The sequence below is a fragment of the Acinetobacter sp. Z1 genome (assembly GCF_024296945.1).
Classification (GTDB): domain Bacteria; phylum Pseudomonadota; class Gammaproteobacteria; order Pseudomonadales; family Moraxellaceae; genus Acinetobacter; species Acinetobacter beijerinckii.
Genome location: NZ_CP101115.1, coordinates 3,340,612 through 3,364,987, shown reverse-complemented (window position 1 = coordinate 3,364,987; position 24,376 = coordinate 3,340,612). Strand labels below are relative to the sequence as shown.

At 40.9% G+C, this 24,376-nt stretch carries 19 protein-coding genes, 2 tRNA genes and 3 rRNA genes; 17 read left to right on the top strand and 7 right to left on the bottom strand.

The annotated features are described in order from the left end of the window. Nucleotides 1-90: 90 nt before the first annotated feature. Nucleotides 91-423: a DUF485 domain-containing protein gene (locus tag NGC85_RS15930; RefSeq protein WP_004680029.1), complete on the top strand. Its 333-nt coding sequence runs from the start codon at nt 91-93 to the stop codon at nt 421-423. A gap of 1 nt (nt 424) precedes the next feature. Then, nucleotides 425-2,140 carry a cation acetate symporter gene (locus NGC85_RS15925; RefSeq protein WP_039909572.1) on the top strand — a complete coding sequence of 572 codons (1,716 nt, stop codon included), beginning with the start codon at nt 425-427 and terminating at the stop codon, nt 2,138-2,140. A gap of 59 nt (nt 2,141-2,199) precedes the next feature. On the opposite strand, the gene NGC85_RS15920 is transcribed toward NGC85_RS15925, so the two are convergent. Further along, on the bottom strand, nt 2,200-3,408 hold the full coding sequence (locus NGC85_RS15920; protein WP_254732306.1) for an oxygenase MpaB family protein: 1,209 nt from the start codon (nt 3,406-3,408) through the stop codon (nt 2,200-2,202). A gap of 85 nt (nt 3,409-3,493) precedes the next feature. Between NGC85_RS15920 and NGC85_RS15915 the strand changes: the two genes are divergently transcribed. From NGC85_RS15915 to cysK, 10 genes are all read left to right on the top strand, one after another. Further along, nucleotides 3,494-4,090, top strand: coding sequence for a TetR/AcrR family transcriptional regulator (locus NGC85_RS15915; protein ID WP_254732305.1), 597 nt, complete (start codon nt 3,494-3,496; stop codon nt 4,088-4,090). Between the two features lie 45 nt (nt 4,091-4,135). Next, nucleotides 4,136-4,831 (top strand): ion channel, encoded by a 696-nt coding sequence (locus NGC85_RS15910; protein WP_254732304.1) that lies wholly within the window; start codon nt 4,136-4,138, stop codon nt 4,829-4,831. A 150-nt stretch (nt 4,832-4,981) separates the two neighbouring features. Beyond that, on the top strand, nt 4,982-6,958 hold the full coding sequence (locus NGC85_RS15905) for a choline BCCT transporter BetT (RefSeq protein ID WP_254732303.1): 1,977 nt from the start codon (nt 4,982-4,984) through the stop codon (nt 6,956-6,958). Between the two features lie 706 nt (nt 6,959-7,664). Continuing rightward, nucleotides 7,665-9,202: ribosomal RNA gene (locus tag NGC85_RS15900) — 16S ribosomal RNA — on the top strand. 59 nt (nt 9,203-9,261) lie between these two features. Beyond that, nucleotides 9,262-9,338, top strand: a tRNA-Ile gene (locus NGC85_RS15895). Nucleotides 9,339-9,408: 70 nt separating this feature from the next. Continuing rightward, nucleotides 9,409-9,484: transfer RNA gene (locus NGC85_RS15890), tRNA-Ala, on the top strand. A gap of 414 nt (nt 9,485-9,898) precedes the next feature. Further along, nucleotides 9,899-12,792, top strand: a 23S ribosomal RNA gene (locus tag NGC85_RS15885). A 173-nt stretch (nt 12,793-12,965) separates the two neighbouring features. Further along, nucleotides 12,966-13,080, top strand: a 5S ribosomal RNA gene (rrf, locus tag NGC85_RS15880). The 16S, 23S and 5S rRNA genes sit together here with 2 tRNA genes alongside, the layout of an rRNA operon. Nucleotides 13,081-13,174: 94 nt before the next feature. Beyond that, nucleotides 13,175-13,759, top strand: a complete 585-nt coding sequence (locus tag NGC85_RS15875) for a hypothetical protein (protein WP_254732302.1) — start codon at nt 13,175-13,177, stop codon at nt 13,757-13,759. Nucleotides 13,760-13,880: 121 nt separating this feature from the next. Next, on the top strand, nt 13,881-14,882 hold the full coding sequence (gene cysK, locus NGC85_RS15870) for a cysteine synthase A (RefSeq protein WP_254732301.1): 1,002 nt from the start codon (nt 13,881-13,883) through the stop codon (nt 14,880-14,882). A gap of 59 nt (nt 14,883-14,941) precedes the next feature. Here the strand turns inward: cysK and NGC85_RS15865 are convergent, their stop codons facing one another. The 6 genes from NGC85_RS15865 to NGC85_RS15840 all read right to left on the bottom strand — a co-directional run bounded on the left by NGC85_RS15865 (nt 14,942) and on the right by NGC85_RS15840 (nt 18,013). Then, on the bottom strand, nt 14,942-15,460 hold the full coding sequence (locus tag NGC85_RS15865; protein WP_254805626.1) for a lytic transglycosylase domain-containing protein: 519 nt from the start codon (nt 15,458-15,460) through the stop codon (nt 14,942-14,944). Nucleotides 15,461-15,681: 221 nt separating this feature from the next. Further along, nucleotides 15,682-15,825, bottom strand: a complete 144-nt coding sequence (locus tag NGC85_RS15860) for a hypothetical protein (protein ID WP_155758105.1) — start codon at nt 15,823-15,825, stop codon at nt 15,682-15,684. Further along, a complete protein-coding gene (locus NGC85_RS15855; protein WP_254732300.1) occupies nt 15,822-16,385 on the bottom strand; it encodes a lytic transglycosylase domain-containing protein in 564 nt (187 codons plus the stop codon). The genes NGC85_RS15860 and NGC85_RS15855 overlap by 4 nt, the downstream gene beginning before the upstream one ends. 326 nt (nt 16,386-16,711) lie before the next feature. After that, nucleotides 16,712-16,942 (bottom strand): DUF2798 domain-containing protein, encoded by a 231-nt coding sequence (locus tag NGC85_RS15850; RefSeq protein WP_254732299.1) that lies wholly within the window; start codon nt 16,940-16,942, stop codon nt 16,712-16,714. Nucleotides 16,943-16,946: 4 nt separating this feature from the next. Beyond that, on the bottom strand, nt 16,947-17,510 hold the full coding sequence (locus NGC85_RS15845; RefSeq protein ID WP_254732298.1) for a flavodoxin family protein: 564 nt from the start codon (nt 17,508-17,510) through the stop codon (nt 16,947-16,949). A 14-nt stretch (nt 17,511-17,524) separates the two neighbouring features. After that, a complete protein-coding gene (locus NGC85_RS15840) occupies nt 17,525-18,013 on the bottom strand; it encodes a DUF2938 domain-containing protein (protein WP_254805625.1) in 489 nt (162 codons plus the stop codon). A gap of 81 nt (nt 18,014-18,094) precedes the next feature. Between NGC85_RS15840 and NGC85_RS15835 the strand changes: the two genes are divergently transcribed. The 5 genes from NGC85_RS15835 (at nt 18,095) to NGC85_RS15815 (ending at nt 24,318) form a co-directional block, all read left to right on the top strand. Further along, the gene (locus NGC85_RS15835) at nt 18,095-18,499 is read left to right on the top strand and encodes a helix-turn-helix domain-containing protein (protein ID WP_254732297.1); all 405 of its coding nucleotides are present in this window, start codon (nt 18,095-18,097) and stop codon (nt 18,497-18,499) included. A 120-nt stretch (nt 18,500-18,619) separates the two neighbouring features. Further along, nucleotides 18,620-19,867, top strand: coding sequence for an esterase-like activity of phytase family protein (locus tag NGC85_RS15830; RefSeq protein ID WP_254732296.1), 1,248 nt, complete (start codon nt 18,620-18,622; stop codon nt 19,865-19,867). Between the two features lie 78 nt (nt 19,868-19,945). After that, nucleotides 19,946-21,196, top strand: coding sequence for an MFS transporter (locus tag NGC85_RS15825; protein WP_254732295.1), 1,251 nt, complete (start codon nt 19,946-19,948; stop codon nt 21,194-21,196). A gap of 63 nt (nt 21,197-21,259) precedes the next feature. After that, nucleotides 21,260-21,769: a hypothetical protein gene (locus NGC85_RS15820; RefSeq protein ID WP_254732294.1), complete on the top strand. Its 510-nt coding sequence runs from the start codon at nt 21,260-21,262 to the stop codon at nt 21,767-21,769. 167 nt (nt 21,770-21,936) lie between these two features. Next, the gene (locus NGC85_RS15815) at nt 21,937-24,318 is read left to right on the top strand and encodes a YgiQ family radical SAM protein (RefSeq protein WP_254732293.1); all 2,382 of its coding nucleotides are present in this window, start codon (nt 21,937-21,939) and stop codon (nt 24,316-24,318) included. The last annotated feature ends 58 nt before the right edge of the window (nt 24,319-24,376 follow it).

Here is a 24,376-nt window from a genome sequence, read left to right as displayed (position 1 = left end):
ACGAGTCAAGCATAATCTTGTTACTTTGGATAATGAAAAATCCCATGCGAAATGGGGTCCACGGCTGGACACAAAAATAAGGAGTTAATTATGGATGACTCACAGGTAGAACGTATTCTACAAAATCCAAAGTTTCAAGAAATGGTTAGCAGAAAACGCACTTTAAGTTGGACATTAACAGCAATTATGTTGTTTATCTACGTCGGATTTATGCTTTTAGTTGGCTATAACAAAGAGTTTCTAGCAAGTTCATTTAGTGGTGGCATTACAACCTGGGGCATGCCCCTCGGTTTAGGCATCATCGTGTTGTCATTTTTATTATGTGGTGTGTATTCATATATCGCCAATACGAAACTTGATCAACTCAATGAAGAAGCACTCAAGGAAGTTGAGGCAATCACACATGAAAAAGGGATGCACTGAGATGAAAGGGACGTCTATTAAAGCGATCATTTTCGCACTCGCAACGTTGTGTAGCTCAGGTATTGCATTTGCTGGTCCTGATTTAGGAGCAGCAGAGCAGCAAGCCACCAACTGGCATGCGATCATTATGTTTATGATCTTTGTTGGTTTCACGCTTTTTATTACCAAATGGGCAGCTAAGCAAACACAATCTACCCAAGATTTCTATACTGCGGGTGGTGGAATCAGTGGTTTCCAAAACGGTTTAGCGATTGCGGGTGACTATATGTCAGCAGCATCGTTCTTGGGTATTTCAGCATTGGTGTTTAGTTCAGGCTTTGATGGCTTGCTCTATTCACTTGGTTTCATGGTCGGTTGGCCGATTGTTTTATTCCTTGTTGCTGAGCGCTTACGTAACTTAGGAAAATATAACCTTTCTGATGTGGTGTCATTCCGTTTGGAAGAGAAGCCAGTTCGTACTTTAGCGGCAGTGAGTTCATTGGTTGTTGTTGCTTTCTATTTGATTGCTCAAATGGTGGGTGCAGGTCAGTTAATCAAACTATTATTCGGTTTGAACTATAATATCGCGGTTGTGATTGTCGGTTTATTGATGATGGCATACGTGATGTTTGGTGGTATGTTGGCAACAACTTGGGTTCAAATCATCAAAGCGGTGATGCTACTCAGTGGTGCAACATTCATGGCATTCATGGTGATGAAAGCTGTGGGCTTTAGCTTTAGCAATATGTTTAACCAAGCGATTGGTGTATATAGCCAAGCGCATAATATGAGCTGGGATGAAGCTGCAAAAATCATGGGGCCGGGCAAGCTTGCTGCGAATCCAATTGATGCACTTTCTCTTGGTTTAGCATTGATGTTTGGTACAGCAGGTTTACCACACATCTTAATGCGTTTCTTCACAGTAAAAGATGCGAAAGAAGCACGTAAATCAGTTGTTGTTGCAACAGGCTTTATTGGTTATTTCTATCTTTTAACTTTCATTATTGGTTTCGGTGCAATCTTATTCGTTGCAAACAACCCTCAGTTCCTTGATGTTGCGAAAGCGGCTATGACAGGAAAATTAGAATTGGTTGGTGGTAACAATATGGCGGCAGTTCACCTCAGTGATGCGGTTGGTGGTGACCTATTCATGGGCTTCATCTCAGCAGTTGCTTTTGCCACAATCCTTGCGGTTGTAGCAGGCTTAACGCTTTCAGGTGCATCTGCAATTTCACATGACCTTTATGCAAACGTATTCAAAAAGGGGAAAACCACTCCTGCATCTGAATTGAGAATGTCAAAAATTGCAACTTTAGGTTTAGCAATCTTTGCCATGATCTTAGGTATTTTGTTTGAAAAACAAAACGTTGCATTCATGGTCGGTTTGGCATTCTCGGTTGCATGTTGTGCAAACTTCCCAGTACTGGTGTTATCTATGTTCTGGAAAGGCTTAACCACGCGCGGTGCGGTGATTGGTGGTGTGGTTGGTTTGGTTGGTGCGGTAAGTTTAATTATCTTATCAAAAGCAGTTTGGGTTGATACCTTGGGTATTTCTGAAACGGCACCGAATCCATTTAATGGACCTGCATTATTTGCAATGCCATTATCATTCCTTTGCTGTTGGTTCTTCTCTGTAACAGATAAAACTGCTCGTGCAGAGAAAGAGCGTAAAGCTTTCGATGCTCAGTTTGTTCGTTCGCAAACAGGTATTGGTATCTCTGGTGCATCAGATCACTAATTAAATTCGATATCTAAATCAAAGCCCTCAATATTGAGGGCTTTTTTGTTGCTTAAATTTTATTGATGCATGCTCGCCAGTTGTTGTGATTGATTGCGATATAAAGACAAGCCCATTTTCTGTAAATGTCGTCCTTTATTTTCCAGAAAATGATTTAAGGATGGGAGATATTTAGCGCCTGTATACAGCGTTAAGTTTCGTCCAATCAGATAATAGGCAAACCATGCGGCAGATTGAGGTTTTAAACCTAGTTTCTGCATTTTATTGCGACCAATGAAAAATTGGGTAATTTCTAAATGTTGTTTATACGCTAACTTCTGTTGGAAAGAGCGAAGATAACGATATTTACGTTCAAATGGCTCTTTCGATAGGCTAGAGCCGAGTGAAATACTACTTGCATCAGATTCGGGATGTACAAATTGCATCCAATAAATCAATTTCCACCCTTCTGATTCTTTATTGACGAGCCATTTTTCTTCAATACCCATCAGCCAGCCAGCGTATTTCCAGAAATGTAAAAAGCTGTCGACTTCATTCGCACTAGGAAAAATTCCTAAAGCACGAATACCAATTAATACCACTCCGCTAAACGCGATATTGGTCATGGCTTGATCATATTGATTAATCGGTAAGCCCCATGTTTCTGCATCCCATTTCTCAGATTTATTTAGTTGTAGACGAACAAGCGAGTGAATGAACCGAACAAAAATCGTCGAGGTAAACCCCTTGCTAAAACGTTCAAAACCGTTTTGTTCAGTGATATCTACCCACCATTTTGTTGTCTCAGCCAGTCGTGTTCCTGCCTGTTTTTTTAATGCACCGGTAAGCACCAAAGGTTGATTAAAACCTGGATACATATAGCCCGTCATTAAAGATAGATCACGAAGAATTAATCCATTATTGATGCCTAATCGATAAGTAAATTTCAAGGCTGCATCAATTTTAGTTTGGTCATACCAAATTGGTTTTTGTTCGATTAGATTAAAGAATGCTGTAAGTTCAGGAATCTGCTGCGGTAGTTTATCTAAACCCTCATACAGCGCTGTTTCAAAATACTTACGATGTTGTTTTGGATTTTGTAAAACCCATTTCATAAGCTGATCCATGGCTTCGTCACCACTCTGCAAAGCAGTATTGAGCGCAAGATACTCTTCATAGCTGGGTTGAATCTCTTGTTGAGTCATATAACCGAGAATTTTGGTTTTGATATTGGACTGAATCATGTCCTCAAACGAGGCGAGACGTTTTGGTTTGACGATGCTTTGCATGACTTAAAGCCTTTGATTGTTATTTAATCAAAGCTTAATATGAATAAATATTCGTATTCAATTCGCATTTTTATTGAGGCCTTGTATGAGAAAAAGACCACAGCAGCAACGTGCCAAAATGATTGTCGATAGCATATTAGAAGGAACACAAAAGTGTATTTCTGAATATGGGGTGTTACATGTGACTACACCTAAAATTTCAGAAAAATCAGGGGTGAGTGTTGGATCGATTTATCAGTATTTTGAAAATAAAGAACAAATTGTGGCAGAGCTTTTATTGCGCAAAAGTGAACATTTGGGACAAGCATTAAAACAACTGGTGATCTTACAACAACAAAGTTCTATTCAAGACATCATCACATTAAGTATCGCCTTTGGCTTTGAAACTTTGAAATCCGATCAAGGTTTTTTTATTGAAATTTTAAAAAATTGGCATGCATATAGTGATTCTGAAGCAGCACAAATATTGGAAAGACATTTTCTAGAAATCGGGATGTATTTATTTGGACGTTATTACCCGCATTGGGATTTTGAGACTTTAAAGCATAAATCTTTTGTGATTATTAATAGTACTTTATTCACGATGATGCGCTATGCAAGTAAAAATACTTTCTTGATCGAAGAACAGCGATTACAACAAGAATTATCTAAAATGATTGTTTCATTTCTCGATACAGTATGATGCTATGAGCAAAATGACAAAGATAACAAGCGCTAGGAAAACAACATGCAAACGCTAAAGCTTTTTTGGAAAAATTTTCGTGTATTACCCTCGGCATGGTTGTTATTGGTCCAACTCGCGCTTTTGATTTTAGCTGTATTTACCTATTCAGATAGTGAATATCGCGCTTTAACGTGGTCACTTGGTGTATTAGCACTATTGATTATTGCGAAGGTGATCCGCCAAACGCCAGTATTTACATTTTGGGGATTGTTTTTTGTCGTTGGTGCTTTTGCTTTTTCGATTTTAATTTATGTAGGCTATGACAATAAAACAATTCAAATTACTGCTTATAGCTTTGAAGCCCTTGCATATTTTTATGCAGCTTATGGTTTATTACGTTATATGTTTGCAGATCGTTATTTGACTAAGGATGAATTGTTTGCAGCAGGTGCAGTTTTTACCTTAATTGCTTGGGCATTTGCATTTTTATATAGCATTTGTCAGCTTCTACTGCCGAATAGTTTTCAAAATCCGAATAATCCACAAGAATTACAGCGTTGGTTGGATCTTTTGTTTCTTAGCTTTAGCCTTCAATCTGCTACAGGTTTGTCTGATCTTTTACCGATTCGTCCTGCTGCGCGAGTATTGGCAATGTTACAGATGTTCTGTGGCGTAATGTATTTAGCAGTAATCGTGTCTAGATTAATTGCATTGCAATATATTCCATACTCAAATGCTCAATCTACAGATAAAGAATAGTATGTTACAGCTTTACAACTGCGTTAATTTTCACGTTTCTTATAATAAATATCGAGTTTTACATTTTCTAAACTCGCTTTTATTCACATTGTGAATGTCTTATTTGACCAATAGGTCTATCCATTATCATTACAATAACGTGGGGGAATTATGCCTTCCAAGCCATCTTCGCAGTTTGCGAATGTGAATCCAAACGTGTTTTTAAGCACGGTCATTATCATTGCAATTTTTCTTGCAATCGTGGTGATCGCACCAAGTTCATTTGAAATTTTGACTCAACAGTTAAAGCAATGGATTACAGATTCATTTAGCTGGTTTTACGTTCTATCTGTTGCAGTCTTCTTGATCATGCTGATTTATATTGCATGTTCTGCCAGTGGAAAAATCAAATTAGGTCCTGACCACAGTCAACCTGAATACAGTAATGGTTCTTGGTTTGCCATGTTGTTTACCGCAGGTATGGGTATCGGTTTGATGTTCTTCGGGGTAGCTGAACCGGTTATGCACTATGTGAGCCCACCCAGTGGTGATCCTGAAAGTGTAGCCTCGGCTCAACAAGCTTTGCGGATCACTTTTTTCCACTGGGGTTTACATGCTTGGGCAATTTACGCCGTGGTTGGTTTGGCTTTAGCTTATTTTGCCTATCGTCATAACTTACCGCTCAAAACACGTTCAGCCTTATATCCACTTATTGGTAAAAAAATCTATGGTCCATTAGGCGACAGCATTGATACATTCGCAACTATAGGAACTGTATTTGGTGTTGCGACCTCTTTAGGTTTTGGCGTAACTCAAATCAATTCTGGGCTACATTACTTATTTGGCGTAGAGCAAAATAGCTATGTACAAGTTGGTCTCATTATTTTTGTCAGTATTCTGGCTTCGATGTCGGTATTTCTCGGTTTGGACAAAGGCGTAAAACGCCTATCAGAGTTGAACCTCATCTTAGCTTTAACCTTATTGGCATTTGTGTTTATTGCTGGGCCAAGTATTTATCTATTACAAACCACAATCCAAAACACAGGTTCATATATCTCTAATTTATTTAGTATGACCTTTAACCTATATGCTTATCAGCCGAGTGGATGGATAGGTGGATGGACCATTCTCTATTGGGCTTGGTGGATTTCATGGTCACCATTTGTAGGAATGTTTATTGCGCGCGTATCACGTGGAAGAACCATTCGTGAATTTATCATTGGTGTACTTCTGATCCCAACAGGTTTTACCATCATTTGGATGGGTTTTTTAGGCAATGCTGCATTGTTCAGCATCATGCAAGAGCATAATTCTCTTTTGTTAGGAGCTGTCCAAAAAGATTCATCGGTAGCATTATTTGAATTCTTAAACCATTTACCTTTTTCTGGTGTAATGAGTTTACTTGCCACAGTTTTAGTCATGCTGTTCTTTGTCACTTCGGCAGATTCAGGTGCACTAGTAACAGACTATTTGACCTCGAAAACTGAAAATTCGCCGACATGGCAAAGATTGTTTTGGACTATGTTAATGGCAGTTTTAGCCATTATTCTCTTACTTGTCGGCGGTTTGGCTGCGCTACAATCCTCCATCATTATGAGTGCATTGCCTTTTACAATTGTGATGTTGCTAATGAGCTGGGGATTGCTCAAAGCTTTGAAGATTGATGTCACCAAAATGAAAGCGATTCAAGAAGCACGTATTACGCCTCGAGCAATCAACAATCCACGCAGTTGGCAACAGCGTTTAGGATTAATCATGCATTATCCACATACGCAGGCTGAAGTGCAGCAGTACATTGATACTGATGTGCGTAAAGCGTTTGAAAGTATTCAACGTGAATTTAAACGTCGTCATTTAGAAGTGGATATTCGAGAAATTGAAGATGGGCTGCAATTACATGTAGATCATCATCATGAAATTAACTTCACCTATAAGGTGATCAATCATGCGACTGTGCCGCCAAGTTTTATGCTTGGTAGAGCTGAAGCAGATGACACTAAGTACTTTCAAGCGGAAGTGTTTTTGCGGGAAGGTGGTCAAAATTATGATGTGATGGAATGGACGCAGGAAGATTTAATTCAAGATATTATTGATCAGTACGAGCGTCATCTTTACTTCTTAAATATTGTGAGGGGTAGCGCTTCTTAATAAAAAAGATGTGTAGGGCAGTATTGAAAACAACGGTTTTGAGTGATCAAAACCGTTGTTTTTATTTTATGTGATCAAATTTCAATCATAGTCTTAATGCAATGAAAACTTTTCACGTTGATTGACTTACTTAAAATGACGGAAAAATATAAAAATGACATTTTCTTGCTGATAAATACAACAGATTTAATGATAAAGTTATTGAATAACAGTAACTTAATTTGCTTTTATTCATTTTTTAGATAATGAATAAATTTTAAATTATATAAATCAGTGAATTAGATAAGCTAAAGTTTAAAAATAAAACAACCGAATTATTAAATTTTTAAAAGTGCTTGCACCTGTTTGGAAATACTGTAGAATGCACATCCATCGGCGGTGATGCAGATAAAAACTTGTTGAGAAACAAGGATTTGGCTAGATTGGTTAGATTCTTGAGTTGGTTGATAAGTTTGCTAAATATCTAAATTACCTGTTGACTTTGAAGAAATTCAGAGTAATATAGCCGACCTAGCTTGATGATGACGAATCATCGAGAAGATCATTAAGAGAATAGAAGAACAACTTGTGTGGATTTTTACTGGTTAATCGATCGAAAATATTTCATTGATTGAATGGTAGAAATTACTCGAAGTTTATTTGAGAAATTAAAGTCAGAAAATTGATGAGCCAGATTTGGTGCTTAGAATAAAGCACAAATGATATTAAACTGAAGAGTTTGATCATGGCTCAGATTGAACGCTGGCGGCAGGCTTAACACATGCAAGTCGAGCGGGGAAATGTAGCTTGCTACATTACCTAGCGGCGGACGGGTGAGTAATGCTTAGGAATCTGCCTATTAGTGGGGGACAACATTCCGAAAGGAATGCTAATACCGCATACGTCCTACGGGAGAAAGCAGGGGACCTTCGGGCCTTGCGCTAATAGATGAGCCTAAGTCGGATTAGCTAGTTGGTGGGGTAAAGGCCTACCAAGGCGACGATCTGTAGCGGGTCTGAGAGGATGATCCGCCACACTGGGACTGAGACACGGCCCAGACTCCTACGGGAGGCAGCAGTGGGGAATATTGGACAATGGGGGGAACCCTGATCCAGCCATGCCGCGTGTGTGAAGAAGGCCTTTTGGTTGTAAAGCACTTTAAGCGAGGAGGAGGCTACTAGTATTAATACTACTGGATAGTGGACGTTACTCGCAGAATAAGCACCGGCTAACTCTGTGCCAGCAGCCGCGGTAATACAGAGGGTGCGAGCGTTAATCGGATTTACTGGGCGTAAAGCGTGCGTAGGCGGCTGATTAAGTCGGATGTGAAATCCCTGAGCTTAACTTAGGAATTGCATTCGATACTGGTCAGCTAGAGTATGGGAGAGGATGGTAGAATTCCAGGTGTAGCGGTGAAATGCGTAGAGATCTGGAGGAATACCGATGGCGAAGGCAGCCATCTGGCCTAATACTGACGCTGAGGTACGAAAGCATGGGGAGCAAACAGGATTAGATACCCTGGTAGTCCATGCCGTAAACGATGTCTACTAGCCGTTGGGGCCTTTGAGGCTTTAGTGGCGCAGCTAACGCGATAAGTAGACCGCCTGGGGAGTACGGTCGCAAGACTAAAACTCAAATGAATTGACGGGGGCCCGCACAAGCGGTGGAGCATGTGGTTTAATTCGATGCAACGCGAAGAACCTTACCTGGTCTTGACATAGTAAGAACTTTCCAGAGATGGATTGGTGCCTTCGGGAACTTACATACAGGTGCTGCATGGCTGTCGTCAGCTCGTGTCGTGAGATGTTGGGTTAAGTCCCGCAACGAGCGCAACCCTTTTCCTTATTTGCCAGCGGGTTAAGCCGGGAACTTTAAGGATACTGCCAGTGACAAACTGGAGGAAGGCGGGGACGACGTCAAGTCATCATGGCCCTTACGACCAGGGCTACACACGTGCTACAATGGTCGGTACAAAGGGTTGCTACCTAGCGATAGGATGCTAATCTCAAAAAGCCGATCGTAGTCCGGATTGGAGTCTGCAACTCGACTCCATGAAGTCGGAATCGCTAGTAATCGCGGATCAGAATGCCGCGGTGAATACGTTCCCGGGCCTTGTACACACCGCCCGTCACACCATGGGAGTTTGTTGCACCAGAAGTAGGTAGTCTAACCGCAAGGAGGACGCTTACCACGGTGTGGCCGATGACTGGGGTGAAGTCGTAACAAGGTAGCCGTAGGGGAACCTGCGGCTGGATCACCTCCTTAACGAAAGATTGATGGCCGGTAAGAATCCACAACAAGTTGTTCTTCGAAGATGTATCTGAGGGTCTGTAGCTCAGTTGGTTAGAGCACACGCTTGATAAGCGTGGGGTCACAAGTTCAAGTCTTGTCAGACCCACCACTACTGACGAAGTGATGAATAATCACAAGCTGCTAGATTGAAAGATATGTCGTTCATTATGATTTAAGCTGGGGACTTAGCTTAGTTGGTAGAGCGCCTGCTTTGCACGCAGGAGGTCAGGAGTTCGACTCTCCTAGTCTCCACCATGAATTAAAAAGAGTTTGTAAGAACGAAATTAATTCAAAGCTAAAGTAAATTATAGAAATTAATAAATACCTAAATAAGTCAAAAGAGATTTTGATTTGAGTTTATTAACTTCTGTGATTTATCACAGTTTACTACGCACCGACGAGGTGGTAGTTAATCATTAACAGATTAGAAAATTGAGTCTGAAATAAATTGTTCAAACTCGATTAATTCAACACTAACAGTAATACGTAAGTATTTCAGTTGGATGAAGAGTTAATCTGAGAACTAGCAAAAACACTGAATCAAGCGTTTTGGTAATGAATTTAGATTGAAGCTGTATGGTGATTAAGTTCACAGACAACGAATAGTAGCAATTAAGTTTGCAACGCTAACACTCACTTGTATGTGTTAACGACTGTTTGGGGTTGTATAGTCAAGTAATTAAGTGCATGTGGTGGATGCCTTGGCAGTCAGAGGCGATGAAAGACGTGATAGCCTGCGAAAAGCTCCGGGGAGGCGGCAAATATCCTTTGATCCGGAGATTTCTGAATGGGGGAACCCACCCGCTATAAGGCGGGTATCATAAACTGAATACATAGGTTTATGAAGCGAACGAGGGGAAGTGAAACATCTCAGTACCCTTAGGAAAAGAAATCAATTGAGATTCCCTTAGTAGCGGCGAGCGAACGGGGAGCAGCCCATTAAGTTGTGTGTGTTCTAGTGGAACGCTCTGGGAAGTGCGAACGTAGAGGGTGATATTCCCGTACACGAAAGGGCACACACAATGATGACGAGTAGGGCGAGGCACGTGAAACCTTGTCTGAATATGGGGGGACCATCCTCCAAGGCTAAATACTCCTGACTGACCGATAGTGAACCAGTACCGTGAGGGAAAGGCGAAAAGAACCCCTGTGAGGGGAGTGAAATAGATCCTGAAACCGCATGCATACAAGCAGTGGGAGCCGACTTGTTCGGTGACTGCGTACCTTTTGTATAATGGGTCAGCGACTTACATTCAGTAGCAAGGTTAACCGAATAGGGGAGCCGTAGAGAAATCGAGTCTTAATAGGGCGTTTAGTTGCTGGGTGTAGACCCGAAACCAGGCGATCTATCCATGAGCAGGTTGAAGGTTGGGTAACACTAACTGGAGGACCGAACCCACTGTCGTTGAAAAGCCAGGGGATGACTTGTGGATAGGGGTGAAAGGCTAATCAAGCCTGGTGATAGCTGGTTCTCCCCGAAAGCTATTTAGGTAGCGCCTCGGACGAATACCATTGGGGGTAGAGCACTGTTTCGGCTAGGGGGTCATCCCGACTTACCAAACCGATGCAAACTCCGAATACCAATGAGTACTATCCGGGAGACAGACTGCGGGTGCTAACGTCCGTAGTCAAGAGGAAAACAATCCAGACCGCCAGCTAAGGCCCCAAAATCATAGTTAAGTGGGAAACGATGTGGGAAGGCATAGACAGCTAGGAGGTTGGCTTAGAAGCAGCCACCCTTTAAAGAAAGCGTAATAGCTCACTAGTCGAGTCGGCCTGCGCGGAAGATGTAACGGGGCTAAAACTATGTGCCGAAGCTGCGGATTTACGCATTAGCGTAAGTGGTAGGGGAGCGTTCTGTAAGCCGATGAAGGTGTATTGAGAAGTATGCTGGAGGTATCAGAAGTGCGAATGCTGACGTGAGTAACGACAAAACGGGTGAAAAACCCGTTCGCTGAAAGACCAAGGGTTCCAGTCCAACGTTAATCGGGGCTGGGTGAGTCGACCCCTAAGGCGAGGCCGAGAGGCGTAGTCGATGGGAAATTGGTTAATATTCCAATACTTCTGTGTAATGCGATGAGAGGACGGAGAAGGTTAAGTCAGCCTGGCGTTGGTTGTCCAGGTGGAAGGCTGTAGGCATGCATCTTAGGCAAATCCGGGGTGCTCTATGCTGAGAGCTGATAGCAAGCTGTACTTGTACAGTGAAGTGGCTGATACCATGCTTCCAGGAAAAGTCTCTAAGCTTCAGTTACACAGGAATCGTACCCGAAACCGACACAGGTGGTCAGGTCGAGTAGACCAAAGCGCTTGAGAGAACTCTGCTGAAGGAACTAGGCAAAATGGTACCGTAACTTCGGGAGAAGGTACGCTGCTGACGGTGATGGGACTTGCTCCCTGAGCTATTGGCAGCCACAGAAACCAGGCCGCTGCAACTGTTTATTAAAAACATAGCACTCTGCAAACACGAAAGTGGACGTATAGGGTGTGATGCCTGCCCGGTGCTGGAAGGTTAATTGATGGGGTTAGCGTAAGCGAAGCTCTTGATCGAAGCCCCAGTAAACGGCGGCCGTAACTATAACGGTCCTAAGGTAGCGAAATTCCTTGTCGGGTAAGTTCCGACCTGCACGAATGGCATAATGATGGCGGCGCTGTCTCCAGCAGAGGCTCAGTGAAATCGAAATCGCTGTGAAGATGCAGTGTACCCGCGGCTAGACGGAAAGACCCCGTGAACCTTTACTGCAGCTTGACATTGAACTTTGACCTTACTTGTGTAGGATAGGTGGGAGGCTTTGAAGTTGGAACGCTAGTTCCAATGGAGCCGTCCTTGAAATACCACCCTGGTAATGTTGAGGTTCTAACTCTGCCCCGTAATCCGGGGCGAGGACCATGTCTGGTGGGTAGTTTGACTGGGGCGGTCTCCTCCTAAAGAGTAACGGAGGAGTACGAAGGTGCGCTCAGCGTGGTCGGAAATCACGCGTAGAGTATAAAGGCAAAAGCGCGCTTAACTGCGAGACCCACAAGTCGAGCAGGTACGAAAGTAGGTCTTAGTGATCCGGTGGTTCTGTATGGAAGGGCCATCGCTCAACGGATAAAAGGTACTCTGGGGATAACAGGCTGATACCGCCCAAGAGTTCATATCGACGGCGGTGTTTGGCACCTCGATGTCGGCTCATCTCATCCTGGGGCTGAAGCAGGTCCCAAGGGTATGGCTGTTCGCCATTTAAAGAGGTACGCGAGCTGGGTTTAGAACGTCGTGAGACAGTTCGGTCCCTATCTACCGTGGGCGCTGGAAATTTGAGAGGATCTGCTCCTAGTACGAGAGGACCAGAGTGGACGAACCTCTGGTGTACCGGTTGTCACGCCAGTGGCATCGCCGGGTAGCTATGTTCGGAAGGGATAACCGCTGAAAGCATCTAAGCGGGAAGCCTACCTCAAGATAAGATTTCCCTAGGACTTTATGTCCTCTAAAGAGCCGTTCGAGACTAGGACGTTGATAGGTTGGGTGTGGAAGCACGGTGACGTGTGAAGCTGACCAATACTAATTGCTCGTGAGGCTTGACTATACAACACCCAAACAGTTGTTGTATTCAAGATAAATTCAATACTTAACTTGATTTAGTGTACAAACTAGTTACAATACAGACCAATTATCTAATCCGTTAATAACTCTTTGGACCGTAAGTAAGGCATACGATGATTACATCGTGAATAAGACCCGAAAACACCACAACAGTTTGCTGGCGACAATAGCAAGAGTGAACCACCTGATCCCTTCCCGAACTCAGAAGTGAAACCTCTTCGCGCTGATGGTAGTGTGGCACTTGCCATGTGAGAGTAAGTCATCGCCAGCTTTTAAATCTAAAACACCCCTAACCTAACGGTTAGGGGTGTTTTTTATTTGATATTTATTCTAATTATATAATTGTGATTGATTAAGAAGATGTTATGGATGAAATCTCATTAGAAAAAATTAAACCAAATCTTAAACAAGTAGAAAATACACTATCGAATGCTACTCGCGTAGACATTGATCGAATTGAATATAGGACTTTCGATGAAGGGATGTGTGATGTTGTCTATTTTATTTGTAAAAAATCACAAGGTTTGAATTCATTAGAAGCATTTATAACACTGATTATTCATGAACTTCATTTTTATGAAGAATGGGATATTCTTGAAACAACTACAACAGATTTAAAAAATATTTTTGATATTTGGTTGTTACCTATATTAGAGAAAGCTAATTTCAAAAAATTGACTGAATTAGAAGTCCAAAAACAAACACAATGGATAATGTATTCTATTCAAAAATTAATAAAGGAAAGTCAGAATGCAAAAAATCTAAAATATTTTGATCGTTGGGGGATTTATCATAATGGTGGTAGGGTTCTTCCAGTTGAAAGTTTTACTTTGCCTATTTCTTCAGATCTAAAATTAGCATTAGAATTAACAGCAGAGTGGAATGAGGTAGAAATATTTTATGAAACGTTCGATGAGTATGTGTTGTTCTCATGGTTTACGGGTGCATAATCAGTGAATAAAGCTATAAATATGGGGAGAGCTTTTCATAAATCCTACGTTTTCTACTTTCCTACTCAGCTGACAAGCCTATAATGATTGAGAATCATTCCAAATCTAATAAGGAAATAACATGTCGACCGATCAACAATTTCCAACGCCTGCAAACTTAGGGATCGCAGTATATTCAAATAATGCTGAAGCGATTGGTAATACACCATTGGTTCGTATCAATCGTCTGATTAAAACTGGTGCAACGGTATTGGCAAAAGTTGAAAGCCGTAATCCTGCATTCTCTGTAAAATGTCGTATTGGAGCAGCCTTGATTGCGGATGCGGAAAAGCGTGGTGTGTTGAAAGCGGGTATGCATATTGTTGAACCAACCAGTGGCAATACAGGAATTGCATTAGCATTCGTTGCAGCGGCAAAAGGTTATCCAATCACTTTGACGATGCCAGCCAGTATGAGTTTAGAACGCAGAAAAGTATTAAAAGCTTTAGGCGCGAATCTTGTTTTAACTGAACCGGCTAAAGGTATGAAAGGTGCAGTAGATGAAGCGGTTCGTTTAGCAACGGAAAATCCTGAGCTTTATTTTCTACCACAACAATTTGAAAATCCAGCCAATCCACAGATTCATGTCGACACTACAGGTCCAGAAATCTGGCAGGCAACCAATGGGCAAGTTGATATTTTAGTTGCAGGTGTTGGCACTGGCGGGACAATTACAGGTATTTCTCGTTATTTTGAGCAAGTACAGAATAAGCCAATTTATTCTGTAGCCGTTGAACCTGCTGAATCTCCAATCATTACTCAAACGAAAAATGGTGAAACTATTACGCCTGCACCGCATAAGATTCAAGGTATTGGAGCGAACTTCATCCCGAAGAACTTAGATTTGGATTTGGTGGATGAAGTTGTACCTGTGAATAGTGCTGAAGCGATTGAGTGGGCAAGAAAGTGTGCAACTCAAGAAGGTATTTTGGTTGGTATCTCAAGCGGTGCAGCTTTAGCAGCGGCAGCACAGATTGCAGAACGTCCTGAAAATGTAGGTAAAACCATTGTGGTGATCTTGCCTGATAGTGGTGAGCGTTATTTATCTTCTGTTTTATTTGAAGGTTTATTTGACGGAGCTTGATTGTATTGTTCAGTGAGTAAAAACCATGCCTAAGTGCATGGTTTTTTTATTACTTCATATTATAAAGCTTTCTTTAAGGTCTTTTCATGGCGTTTAACTGAGCGTGCATATTTCTTCGCTTTATGGCGAGTCCAAAAACTACGTTCATAGCCAGTCGGTCCAACATTGTAATACGCTACAGCTTTAGACCAACTTCCAGCAGATTTGTAATAGCTGGAAAGAATATAAGCACCACAGTTGATATTAGTGTTTTCATCATACAAATTGCCAGGGCAAGATGTACTCCAATAACTGGAAATAATTTGGCTTAAACCAATCGCACCGGTAGGAGAGCGCGCTGAGCTATTATAATTTGACTCTTGGCGAATCAGTGCAGCAAGTAAAGTCGGTGAAACATCATAACGCTCGGCACTTTGTACAATCATGGGTGATAAACGATTGGCAGTATTTGGAGCAACAGAATAGGCATTTTGCAAACCTGAAGACAATTGACTAGATCGATTGGCAAATGATCCACTTAAACTACTGCATGCTGTCATACTGATCGCTATCATGATCAAACTAATTTTTAAAATCATTCCATTGAATTTATTGATACGACTATATTGATCAGTATGATTGAATAAGAATTGCAAAATAATAAACCAAAAGTACAAAGATGAATTGATGGTATTAACACCCTGTAAATGAGTCAATAATAGTTATTTTATGATCATGTGAATATCGTCTTCATCTATAAAAAAAGCCCCGACATCCTGTCGAGGCTTTTTCATATTTGGTTTCTTGCCGCTAACTCCTGTCAACGACCACGTCCTGTGCTTCTTGTTGTTCTGAATGAGACTTCCTGTCTCTCTATAATTGCTATGATAGAGCTTAATACTTTAGTCGTATATTCGCCAATCACCACAACTGATGTACGCTTATGCGTACATGATGTAATCATAACGCTTCTTTTAAAGTTTGCTCATGACGTTTTACCGAGTTGGCATAGCGATGTGCTTGATTGCGCATGTAGAGACTTCTTTTATAACCCGTTGGACCGACATTGTAATAACCGAGTGCTTTGAACCAATCACCAGTCGCTTGATAGTATTTTGCAAGAATGTATGCTCCACAATTAATATTAATCTGTTCATCATAAAGATTTCCAGAACAGGTCTGTTGCCAAAATTTGGGACGTACTTGGGTCAAACCCACAGCATCTGCTGATGATCTGGCATTGGCGATATAGCTAGATTCTTGTCGAATCAGTGCAGCTAGTAAATGTGGAGAAATGTTATAAGATTCAGCGCTTTGCAGGATCATCGGTGCGACACGATTTGCAGTCGTTGGATGAACAGAAAAAGCGGTTTGAATGCCTTGTGAAAATTGTTGTGAATGGCTGATTGTTGGTGATTTTGTTGTTGTACATGCAACGATGAAGTAGGTACTAACAACAATAAAGCTGAGTTTAAGACATTTGTTTTGAAACCGATTAAAAGAAAATCTGTAGCGCGTTATCATCTTGAAAAAAGTATATCCATCATATAAAAGCACGCGGATAGTAAAAAGTGGACTAGTTCGGGTCAATGATGGTTCATAGGCAAAATCGTTGGTTTTTATATTTTGAGCTTGACTTAATTTAGAAAAAAGAAGCCTCGACTTCCTGTCGAGGCTTCTTCGTATTTGGTGCTATCATCAACTCCTGTCGATGACCACGTCCTGTGCTTTTTGTTGTTCTGAATGAGACTTCCTGTCTCTATGTCTTGCATTCTAGATAAGTATTGGCATGCTGTATATGCGTCAATCACCTGATTTCGTGTAGGCCGTGGCTTACATAGTTGAATATCTCAGTGCTTCAAATTTGCCGTCTTTATTATCCATGCCACTAGCTTTTGAGCAATCGGTGCACAGACTAATACACTTGGAAACGCAAACATCCACGCCACAATCCAAGCTGACATCCACATTGAAAAGAAGTTATCAATTAAACCTACCGCTTTAAAGGTGGTAATTCCTGAGATGAGAAATGACATCATGCAAGATAATATCAATGGAAATAAAAGACTTGCTGCCTTCACGTAATCACCTCTGAATTGCATTTAAATTTAATGCAAAATTTTGCCCGAATAATTGAGCGGTTTTAATATCACCAAAATCAAACGCATTGGCTGCACTTTGATGTTCAGCTTGCGCCATTAAACCTGACCAAGAACCAAGACGATTGAGTGCCTGAGTATAAGGTACACCTTGATGTTGTTCAGGTAGAACAGGATTACCAATCCATATCATACCGTGTTGCATACAAAAGGTGAAAAGTGAAATGAGTGTAGACTGTTTATCTCCAGCAGGAAGTGATGAAACCGTAAATCCTGCCGCGAGTTTTCCTTTTAGGCTTTGCATTTTCCATAATGGTCCTGTGAGATCCATTAGTTGCTTTAATGTACCTGAGACACCGCCTAAATAAGTTGGGCTACCCCAAATGAGTCCATCATATTGGGTGATGAGGTCTGGATGAGCCATCAATGATTCCGCTGTTAATAAATCAATTTGAATATTCTCTACTTGTGCAGCACCTGTTTGTATTTGCTCTGCAATAAATTGAGTATGACCTTGGCGGCTATGATAAATAATTGCGATAGATTTCATGGTTTTGTCCTCGATTAGAAAAAATTAAATAATTCAGCGGTGAGAAATAAACCACACCCAAAAATACTGTGATTGATCAAACTTTTGATGCGGTTAATAAAAGGCTGAGGTGTCTTTGAGGCAGCGATACCTAATCCCATCGCGGGTTGCATGATCAGGAAAGGTATCAAAACAGTGATGACACCAAAGGAAAGCGCAGAAGGAAATTGAGGTTGAGCCAACCAATTTTGGCCTACCATTAAAATAAAGCTGAAAGAGAAAATGACACCCACACTGTAATGAGCAATCCAGCCAAGTAGATATTCATGTCGAATTTCTGGACTTTGAGCAATGGATTGATGCTGGATTTTTCCACACAAAATCCAGCCAACCCAACGTCCAAGTAAAGCAAAATTTAACGTTGGGATATTGAATCTTTTTAATATCAACAACCAAATATCCATGATGATGGTTGCACAAATACCAAGTCCAAAAATGTAGATCAATCGTTCCAACACATTCATTTCATCACCTTGAGCCTTTGCCAATAAAATCTGATAAATTGATTGTGCAAGTTCAAGTCAACTTGAAGTCAAGGGGTATGTATGGATATTGGTGAAGTCGCAAAAAAAGCAAAGCTCACGACATCGACATTGCGCTTTTATGAAGAGAAAGGGTTAATCAAATCGATTGGTCGTCATGGCTTACGTCGTCAGTACGGTAAACAAGTTTTGGATCAACTGGCTCTCATTGCATTAGGGCGAGCAGCAGGCTTTTCATTGGATGAAATTGCAAGCATGTTTGGGCAAGATGGAAAGCCTGAATTGAATCGGAAAATGCTGAATGATAAGGCAGAACAATTAGAACAAATGACACGACGTTTACATTTCATTAGCGAAGGATTGAGACATGCTGCGGAATGTCCCGCAGAAAATCATATGCAATGTCCGACTTTTCAGAATTTTTTAAAAGCTGCGATTGCAGGTGAATATCAGCCCACAAAACTCTAAATAAAAATGATTTTTAGAGAGTACTGGATTGTATCGCCATAAAGATTTCATTTTATTGAAGTCAAAGCTTCATAAAAACTTGTTCTAATTTTTCTTAATTTTTACCAAATGTATAAAATCATGAACAAGAAAACTTTATTGGCTTTATTGTGCTGTAGTGCTTTGGCTTTAACGGCATGTAATGATGATCAAGATCAAAAAACATCGGTAGATCAAGTGACTGAGCCAACCTTGATGTCTTTTGCTAAGCTGCCTGTAGAAACCTATGCGATTGGACCAGATTCAGGCAACGCTGTCAGTGGCGCTAATGGTATTTATCCACCATTTAAAGGGCAACCTGTACAAGGTTTCTCGGCTGCTTTGAAGAATGAAGATGGTAGTTATATGGCGATGTCTGATAATGGTTTTGGTACGCAAGACAATTCAGCGGATTATTTATTGCGTATTTATAAAATCAAGGCTGATTTCAGAACAAAAAATAAAGGCACAGGGCAAGTGTCCGTCCAAAGCTTTATTCAATTACGTGATCCCAATAAGCGTATTCCTTTTGAAATTGTGAATGGAAATACTTCAGAACGTTTATTAACGGGTGCCGATTTTGATCCTGAGTCGATGCAACGTGCAGCAGATGGGAGCTATTGGATCGGTGATGAGTTTGGTCCTTACTTATTACATTTCTCAGCAGAAGGAATTTTATTGGATGCACCAATTGGATTGCCTAATCCTTTAAATCCAGCCCAAGAACTACGTTCTCCTCAAAACCAATTTAACAAAGCTAGCATCAATTTTGTTGAGCCTTTGGTACAGCGCAGTGGCGGCTTTGAGGGAATGGCGATTTCTCCAGATGGCAAATATCTATATCCTTTACTGGAAAAGCCATTGCTGAATGATGCTACAGGTCAACTTCTGATTTCTCAATTTGATATTCAGAAGAAAAGTTATACGGGGCAATATTATTGGTTCGCTTTAAATAGCAAGGCAACCAATATTGGTGATTTCCAATTGTTTAGTGGTAAAGAAGGCATCATCATCGAACGTGATGCGAGCCAAAATAATTTAGGCGGGTATAAGAAGCTGATACGGGTCACTTTGTCCGAGCCTAAACAAATGGTAGTACGTGAAGATTTGGTGGATTTAATCAAAATTGCCAATCCAAATTTACTCTATGGCACAGCGCGTGACGGGGATATTGGAACAGGTCAGGTCTTTGCTTTCCCATTTGAAACGATTGAAGATGTAATTATTGAAAATGGAACGACATTAACTGTATTGAATGACAATAATTTCCCAGGTTCATCGGGACGTAATGCCAAACTTGCTGACGATAACGAAATTATTCAAATTCGTTTGCCGAAAGCATTATTTTAAACGTCGGGTAAAATTAGCCGAAATGGTCATTCCTCATTTCGGCTGAAAGCGTATACTGATCAGGCAGAAGGAGTCCTCATGTCTGAATCAGTTACACGCCCAACCCATATTGAATATGGTTCAAAATCGTTTACTGCGATTTTATGGTCTTTGTTCTTTGCTGGTTTTGCTTCCTTTTCATCCTTGTACTGTGTACAGCCGATGATGCCGATCTTTGCAAAATTCTTTCAGGTCACACCGACTCACAGTAGTTTCCCTTTATCTTTTTCAACCATTGCACTCGCGATTGGTTTGTTGTTCACAGGATTCATTTCTGATCGTTACGGACGCAAAAGTATTATGGTGTTTGCCTTATTTTTTGTTTCCGTATTATTGCTGATTAGTGCTTCATTTCCGATTTGGGAAATCTTTCTGACTACTCGTATTTTTATTGGCTTAGCAGTGAGTGGTGTAGCAGCGGTTGCAATGACGTATATTGGAGAGGAGATCGCACAAAAAGATATCGGTTTTGCCATGGGGCTGTATATTTCAGGTACGGCAATTGGTGGAATGGGAGGGCGTTTAATCGCGGGGGTTTTAGTTGATTTTATTTCTTGGCAATCTGCTACTTATATTATTGGTTTTCTAAACCTCATTATCGCTTGTTTGTTCTATTTTTTATTACCTAAATCGCAGCATTTTAAGCCTTTTCCCTTTCGATTTTCTCGCTTTAAGGCAGCATTTGAGCAGAACTTAAAAGATCCAAAACTAAGGATTTTATTTGCCCAAGGTTTTATCTTAATGGGCTGTTTAGTGACCGTGTTTAACTACATTAGCTATCATTTATTAGAAGCACCATTTCACTTATCACAAGCATGGATTGGCGTGATTTCGATTGCTTATCTCGCAGGCATTTATAGTTCGCCTAAAGCCGCGCAGTGGGGTTTTAAGTATGGGCGTGATAAAGTCTTGCCTGTATTGCTAATGATGATGATGGTCGGATTATTGATTACCTTAATTCCATCACTTTGGATGATTTTGTTAGGTTTAACGATTTTTACCTTTTCATTCTTCGCGGCGCATTCGACCGCAAGTAGTTGGGTTTCTGTACAAGCGGTTCAATATCGTGCAGTGGCTTCCTCGCTGTATTTATTTTGCTATTACATGGGTTCAAGTTTGCTTGGGAGTAGTGGTGGTTTAATTTGGGAAAAATTTGGTTGGATAGGAATTAATTTGGGTGTAGGGATAATTTTAATAATTGGTTTTACACTTGCTTTATATTTGACCCATCTAGAAAAGAACAAAATAACACGACAACTAGAGTCGCAGAAACTTGATCAAAGTCAGTGAAATTGAGTAAGTTAATCAAGTGCCTTGTTGGGCATGAATATCATATTAAAATTGGGGGGAAATATGGAATTACATAGTCGAGTTTATTATAAACATCCTGATGCAAAGGTAATGGGGCAACTCGAAACGCTATTCAAAGATCATGATGGAAGTTCTGAGAGATTTTTAGAAGTCGCATTAAAGATTAATCCAGAAAGTATTGAATTGGCACAAGATTTATTGGATCAAGTCGATTCGATTCAATATGATTTAGGACCAGAAACTTTAAATTATATTGCTGGCTATGCCGTTTTAGATTTTACCCATGGCTCAAATGGTGATGAAAACATTGAAAATATTTTATTATTTTTAAAAGGATTATTACCTGATATTCATGCACAAGCTTGGGGCTGTGGTGATGACGATCCATGGGAGTTTTGGTTCAAATTTGATGGGGATGAACTTATTCGTGAAGATGATGAGCCATTCAATGATCCTGACGAAGATGAAGAGATTAAAGCTTCTATTTATGCATGGTGGCATCAAGATCTACCTTCAGAGATTAAAGAAGGTTTCTTGAACGAAGAACAATAATTATCAATAAGTTATGCCTATATTCCCTCAAGTGGTTACAAATACCTGCTGAGGGAATATCTTTGTTTGTTTTTTAACCTATAAAAATGAATCAAATTCATGTTAAAATGATCGGCTTTCATCTTTGATGCTATCCCAGCATTTCAGCTAGCCGAGATTCGCAAGCCATGTCTACTGCCTATACCATGCAGACCGCGCCAAAAGCGTTGTTTGATTACGACAAATATTGGGCGTCGTGTTTTGAACCCGCACCATTTTTGCCGATGTCACGAGAAGAAATGGATCTGCTTGGCTGGGATGCGTGTGACTTTATCCTCGTTTGCGGTGATGCTTATATTGATCATCCTTCCTTTGTTTCAGGTGTAATTGGACGTGTATTAGAGGCGCAAGGCTTTCGTGTTGGTATTATTGCGCAACCTGATTGGACCAATGCAGAAAGTTTCCGTGTATTAGGAAAACCAACGATTGCTTGGGGCGTGACCGCAGGTAATATGGACTCAATGATCAACCGTTATACGGCAGATCGTAAAATCCGTTCGGATGATGCCTATTCTCCAAATAATGAAGCGAATAAGCGTCCAGATCGTGCTGCAACGGTATATTGCCAACGTTGTCGTGAAGCTTACCCAGATGTGCCTGTATTGCTGGGTGGGATTGAAGGTAGTCTACGTCGTATCGCACATTATGATTATTGGTCAGACAAAGTTCGCCGTTCAATCTTGATGGATTCTAAAGCTGATTTATTGATGTATGGTAATGGTGAGCGTGCCATTATTGATGTGATGCATCGTTTAGCCAAAGGTGAAAAAGTTCACGAGATCACAGATGTTCGCGGTACAGCATTTATTATCAATAAACATAATAAAAAATCGAAAGCAAAATTCGTTGAAATCGCCAGTAACGATGTCGATACCATCGGACGTGTTGATCAAATCATCAATCCTTATGTGATGACTGAAGATATTGATGGCTGTGAAGTTGAAAAAGAAAAAGGCAACTCACTGGCGCAGTATCAAAACTTCCAAAAAGAATTTGTGGCAAACCCAATTGTACGTGAAGGCGACAATCTAGATCCAGATACGCAGATCGTACAGCTGAAACCTGCACCATCAAAAGCAATTAAACATAAATTACCGCCACGTGAATTGGCGGTAATTCGGTTACCTTCTTATGAAGAAGTGGCTGAGGATCAGGTACTCTATGCACATGCCAACCGTATTTTGCATCTAGAAACCAACCCAGGTAATGCTCGTGCATTGGTACAACGTCATGGTGAGCGTGATGTTTGGATTAATCCACCACCGATTCCGTTAACCACGGAAGAAATGGATTATGTATTTGATTTACCTTATGCACGTTTACCGCATCCGTCTTATGAGAATGCGCGTTTCCCTGCTTTTGATATGATCAAATTCTCGGTCAATATCATGCGTGGTTGTTTTGGTGGTTGTACTTTCTGTTCGATTACAGAACATGAAGGTCGTATTATTCAAAACCGTTCTGAAGAATCAATTCTTCGTGAAATTGAAAAGATCCGTGATACTGCACCTCAATTTACAGGCATTATCTCAGACTTAGGTGGTCCAACAGCAAACATGTATCGTTTGCATTGTAACGATCCTGAGATTGAAAAGAATTGCCGTAAACCATCTTGTGTCTATCCGGGCGTTTGTCAAAACTTACACACCGATCATGCACCATTGGTTCAGCTTTATCGTAAAGCACGTGAAATCAAAGGTGTGAAGAAGATTTTGATTGGTTCAGGTCTCCGTTATGATCTTGCAGTATTAAATCCTGAATATGTCAAAGAATTAGTCCAGCACCATGTCGGTGGCTATCTGAAAATTGCACCTGAACATACCGAAAACGGTCCATTATCCAAGATGATGAAACCAGGAATCGGTACCTATGATCGTTTCAAACAAATGTTTGAGCGTTTTAGTAAGGAAGCAGGTAAAGAACAATATTTGATTCCATACTTCATTGCGGCGCATCCGGGAACGACCGATTACGACATGATGAACTTGGCGATTTGGTTGAAAAAGAATGGTTTCCGTGCTGATCAGGTACAGACTTTCTATCCTTCACCAATGGCGACAGCGACCACGATGTATTACACAGGCAAAAACCCATTGTCTAAAGTGGCGCGTTACACTGAAAATGTTGATATTGTAAAAGGTGAAAAACGCCGTCGTTTGCACAAAGCATTCTTGCGTTATCATGATCCAAACAATTGGCCATTATTACGTGAAGCGTTAAAGGAAATGGGACGAGTTGATCTGATTGGTAATTCAAAACAGCATTTGATTCCGACCTACCAACCACATGGTACGGCTGAGGGTGAGTATAAGTCTGCGCGTAAAAAGAATTCGACTGTTGCTGGAGACTCGGTAAAACGTGGACAACCACAAACTCGTTCACAATCGGGTCAGAAGCATCCGCAAAAGGGACAAGTATTAACTCAGCATACAGGTTTACCACCGCGTGAGACTGGTGAGAAAAGACCATTTTCTGGAAAGCCAAAGTCCAAAGCGAAAACCAATCGTTAACTTTAAACAAAAAAGAAGGCATTAAAAAATGCCTTCTTTTTCATGTAAATTTGAGGTC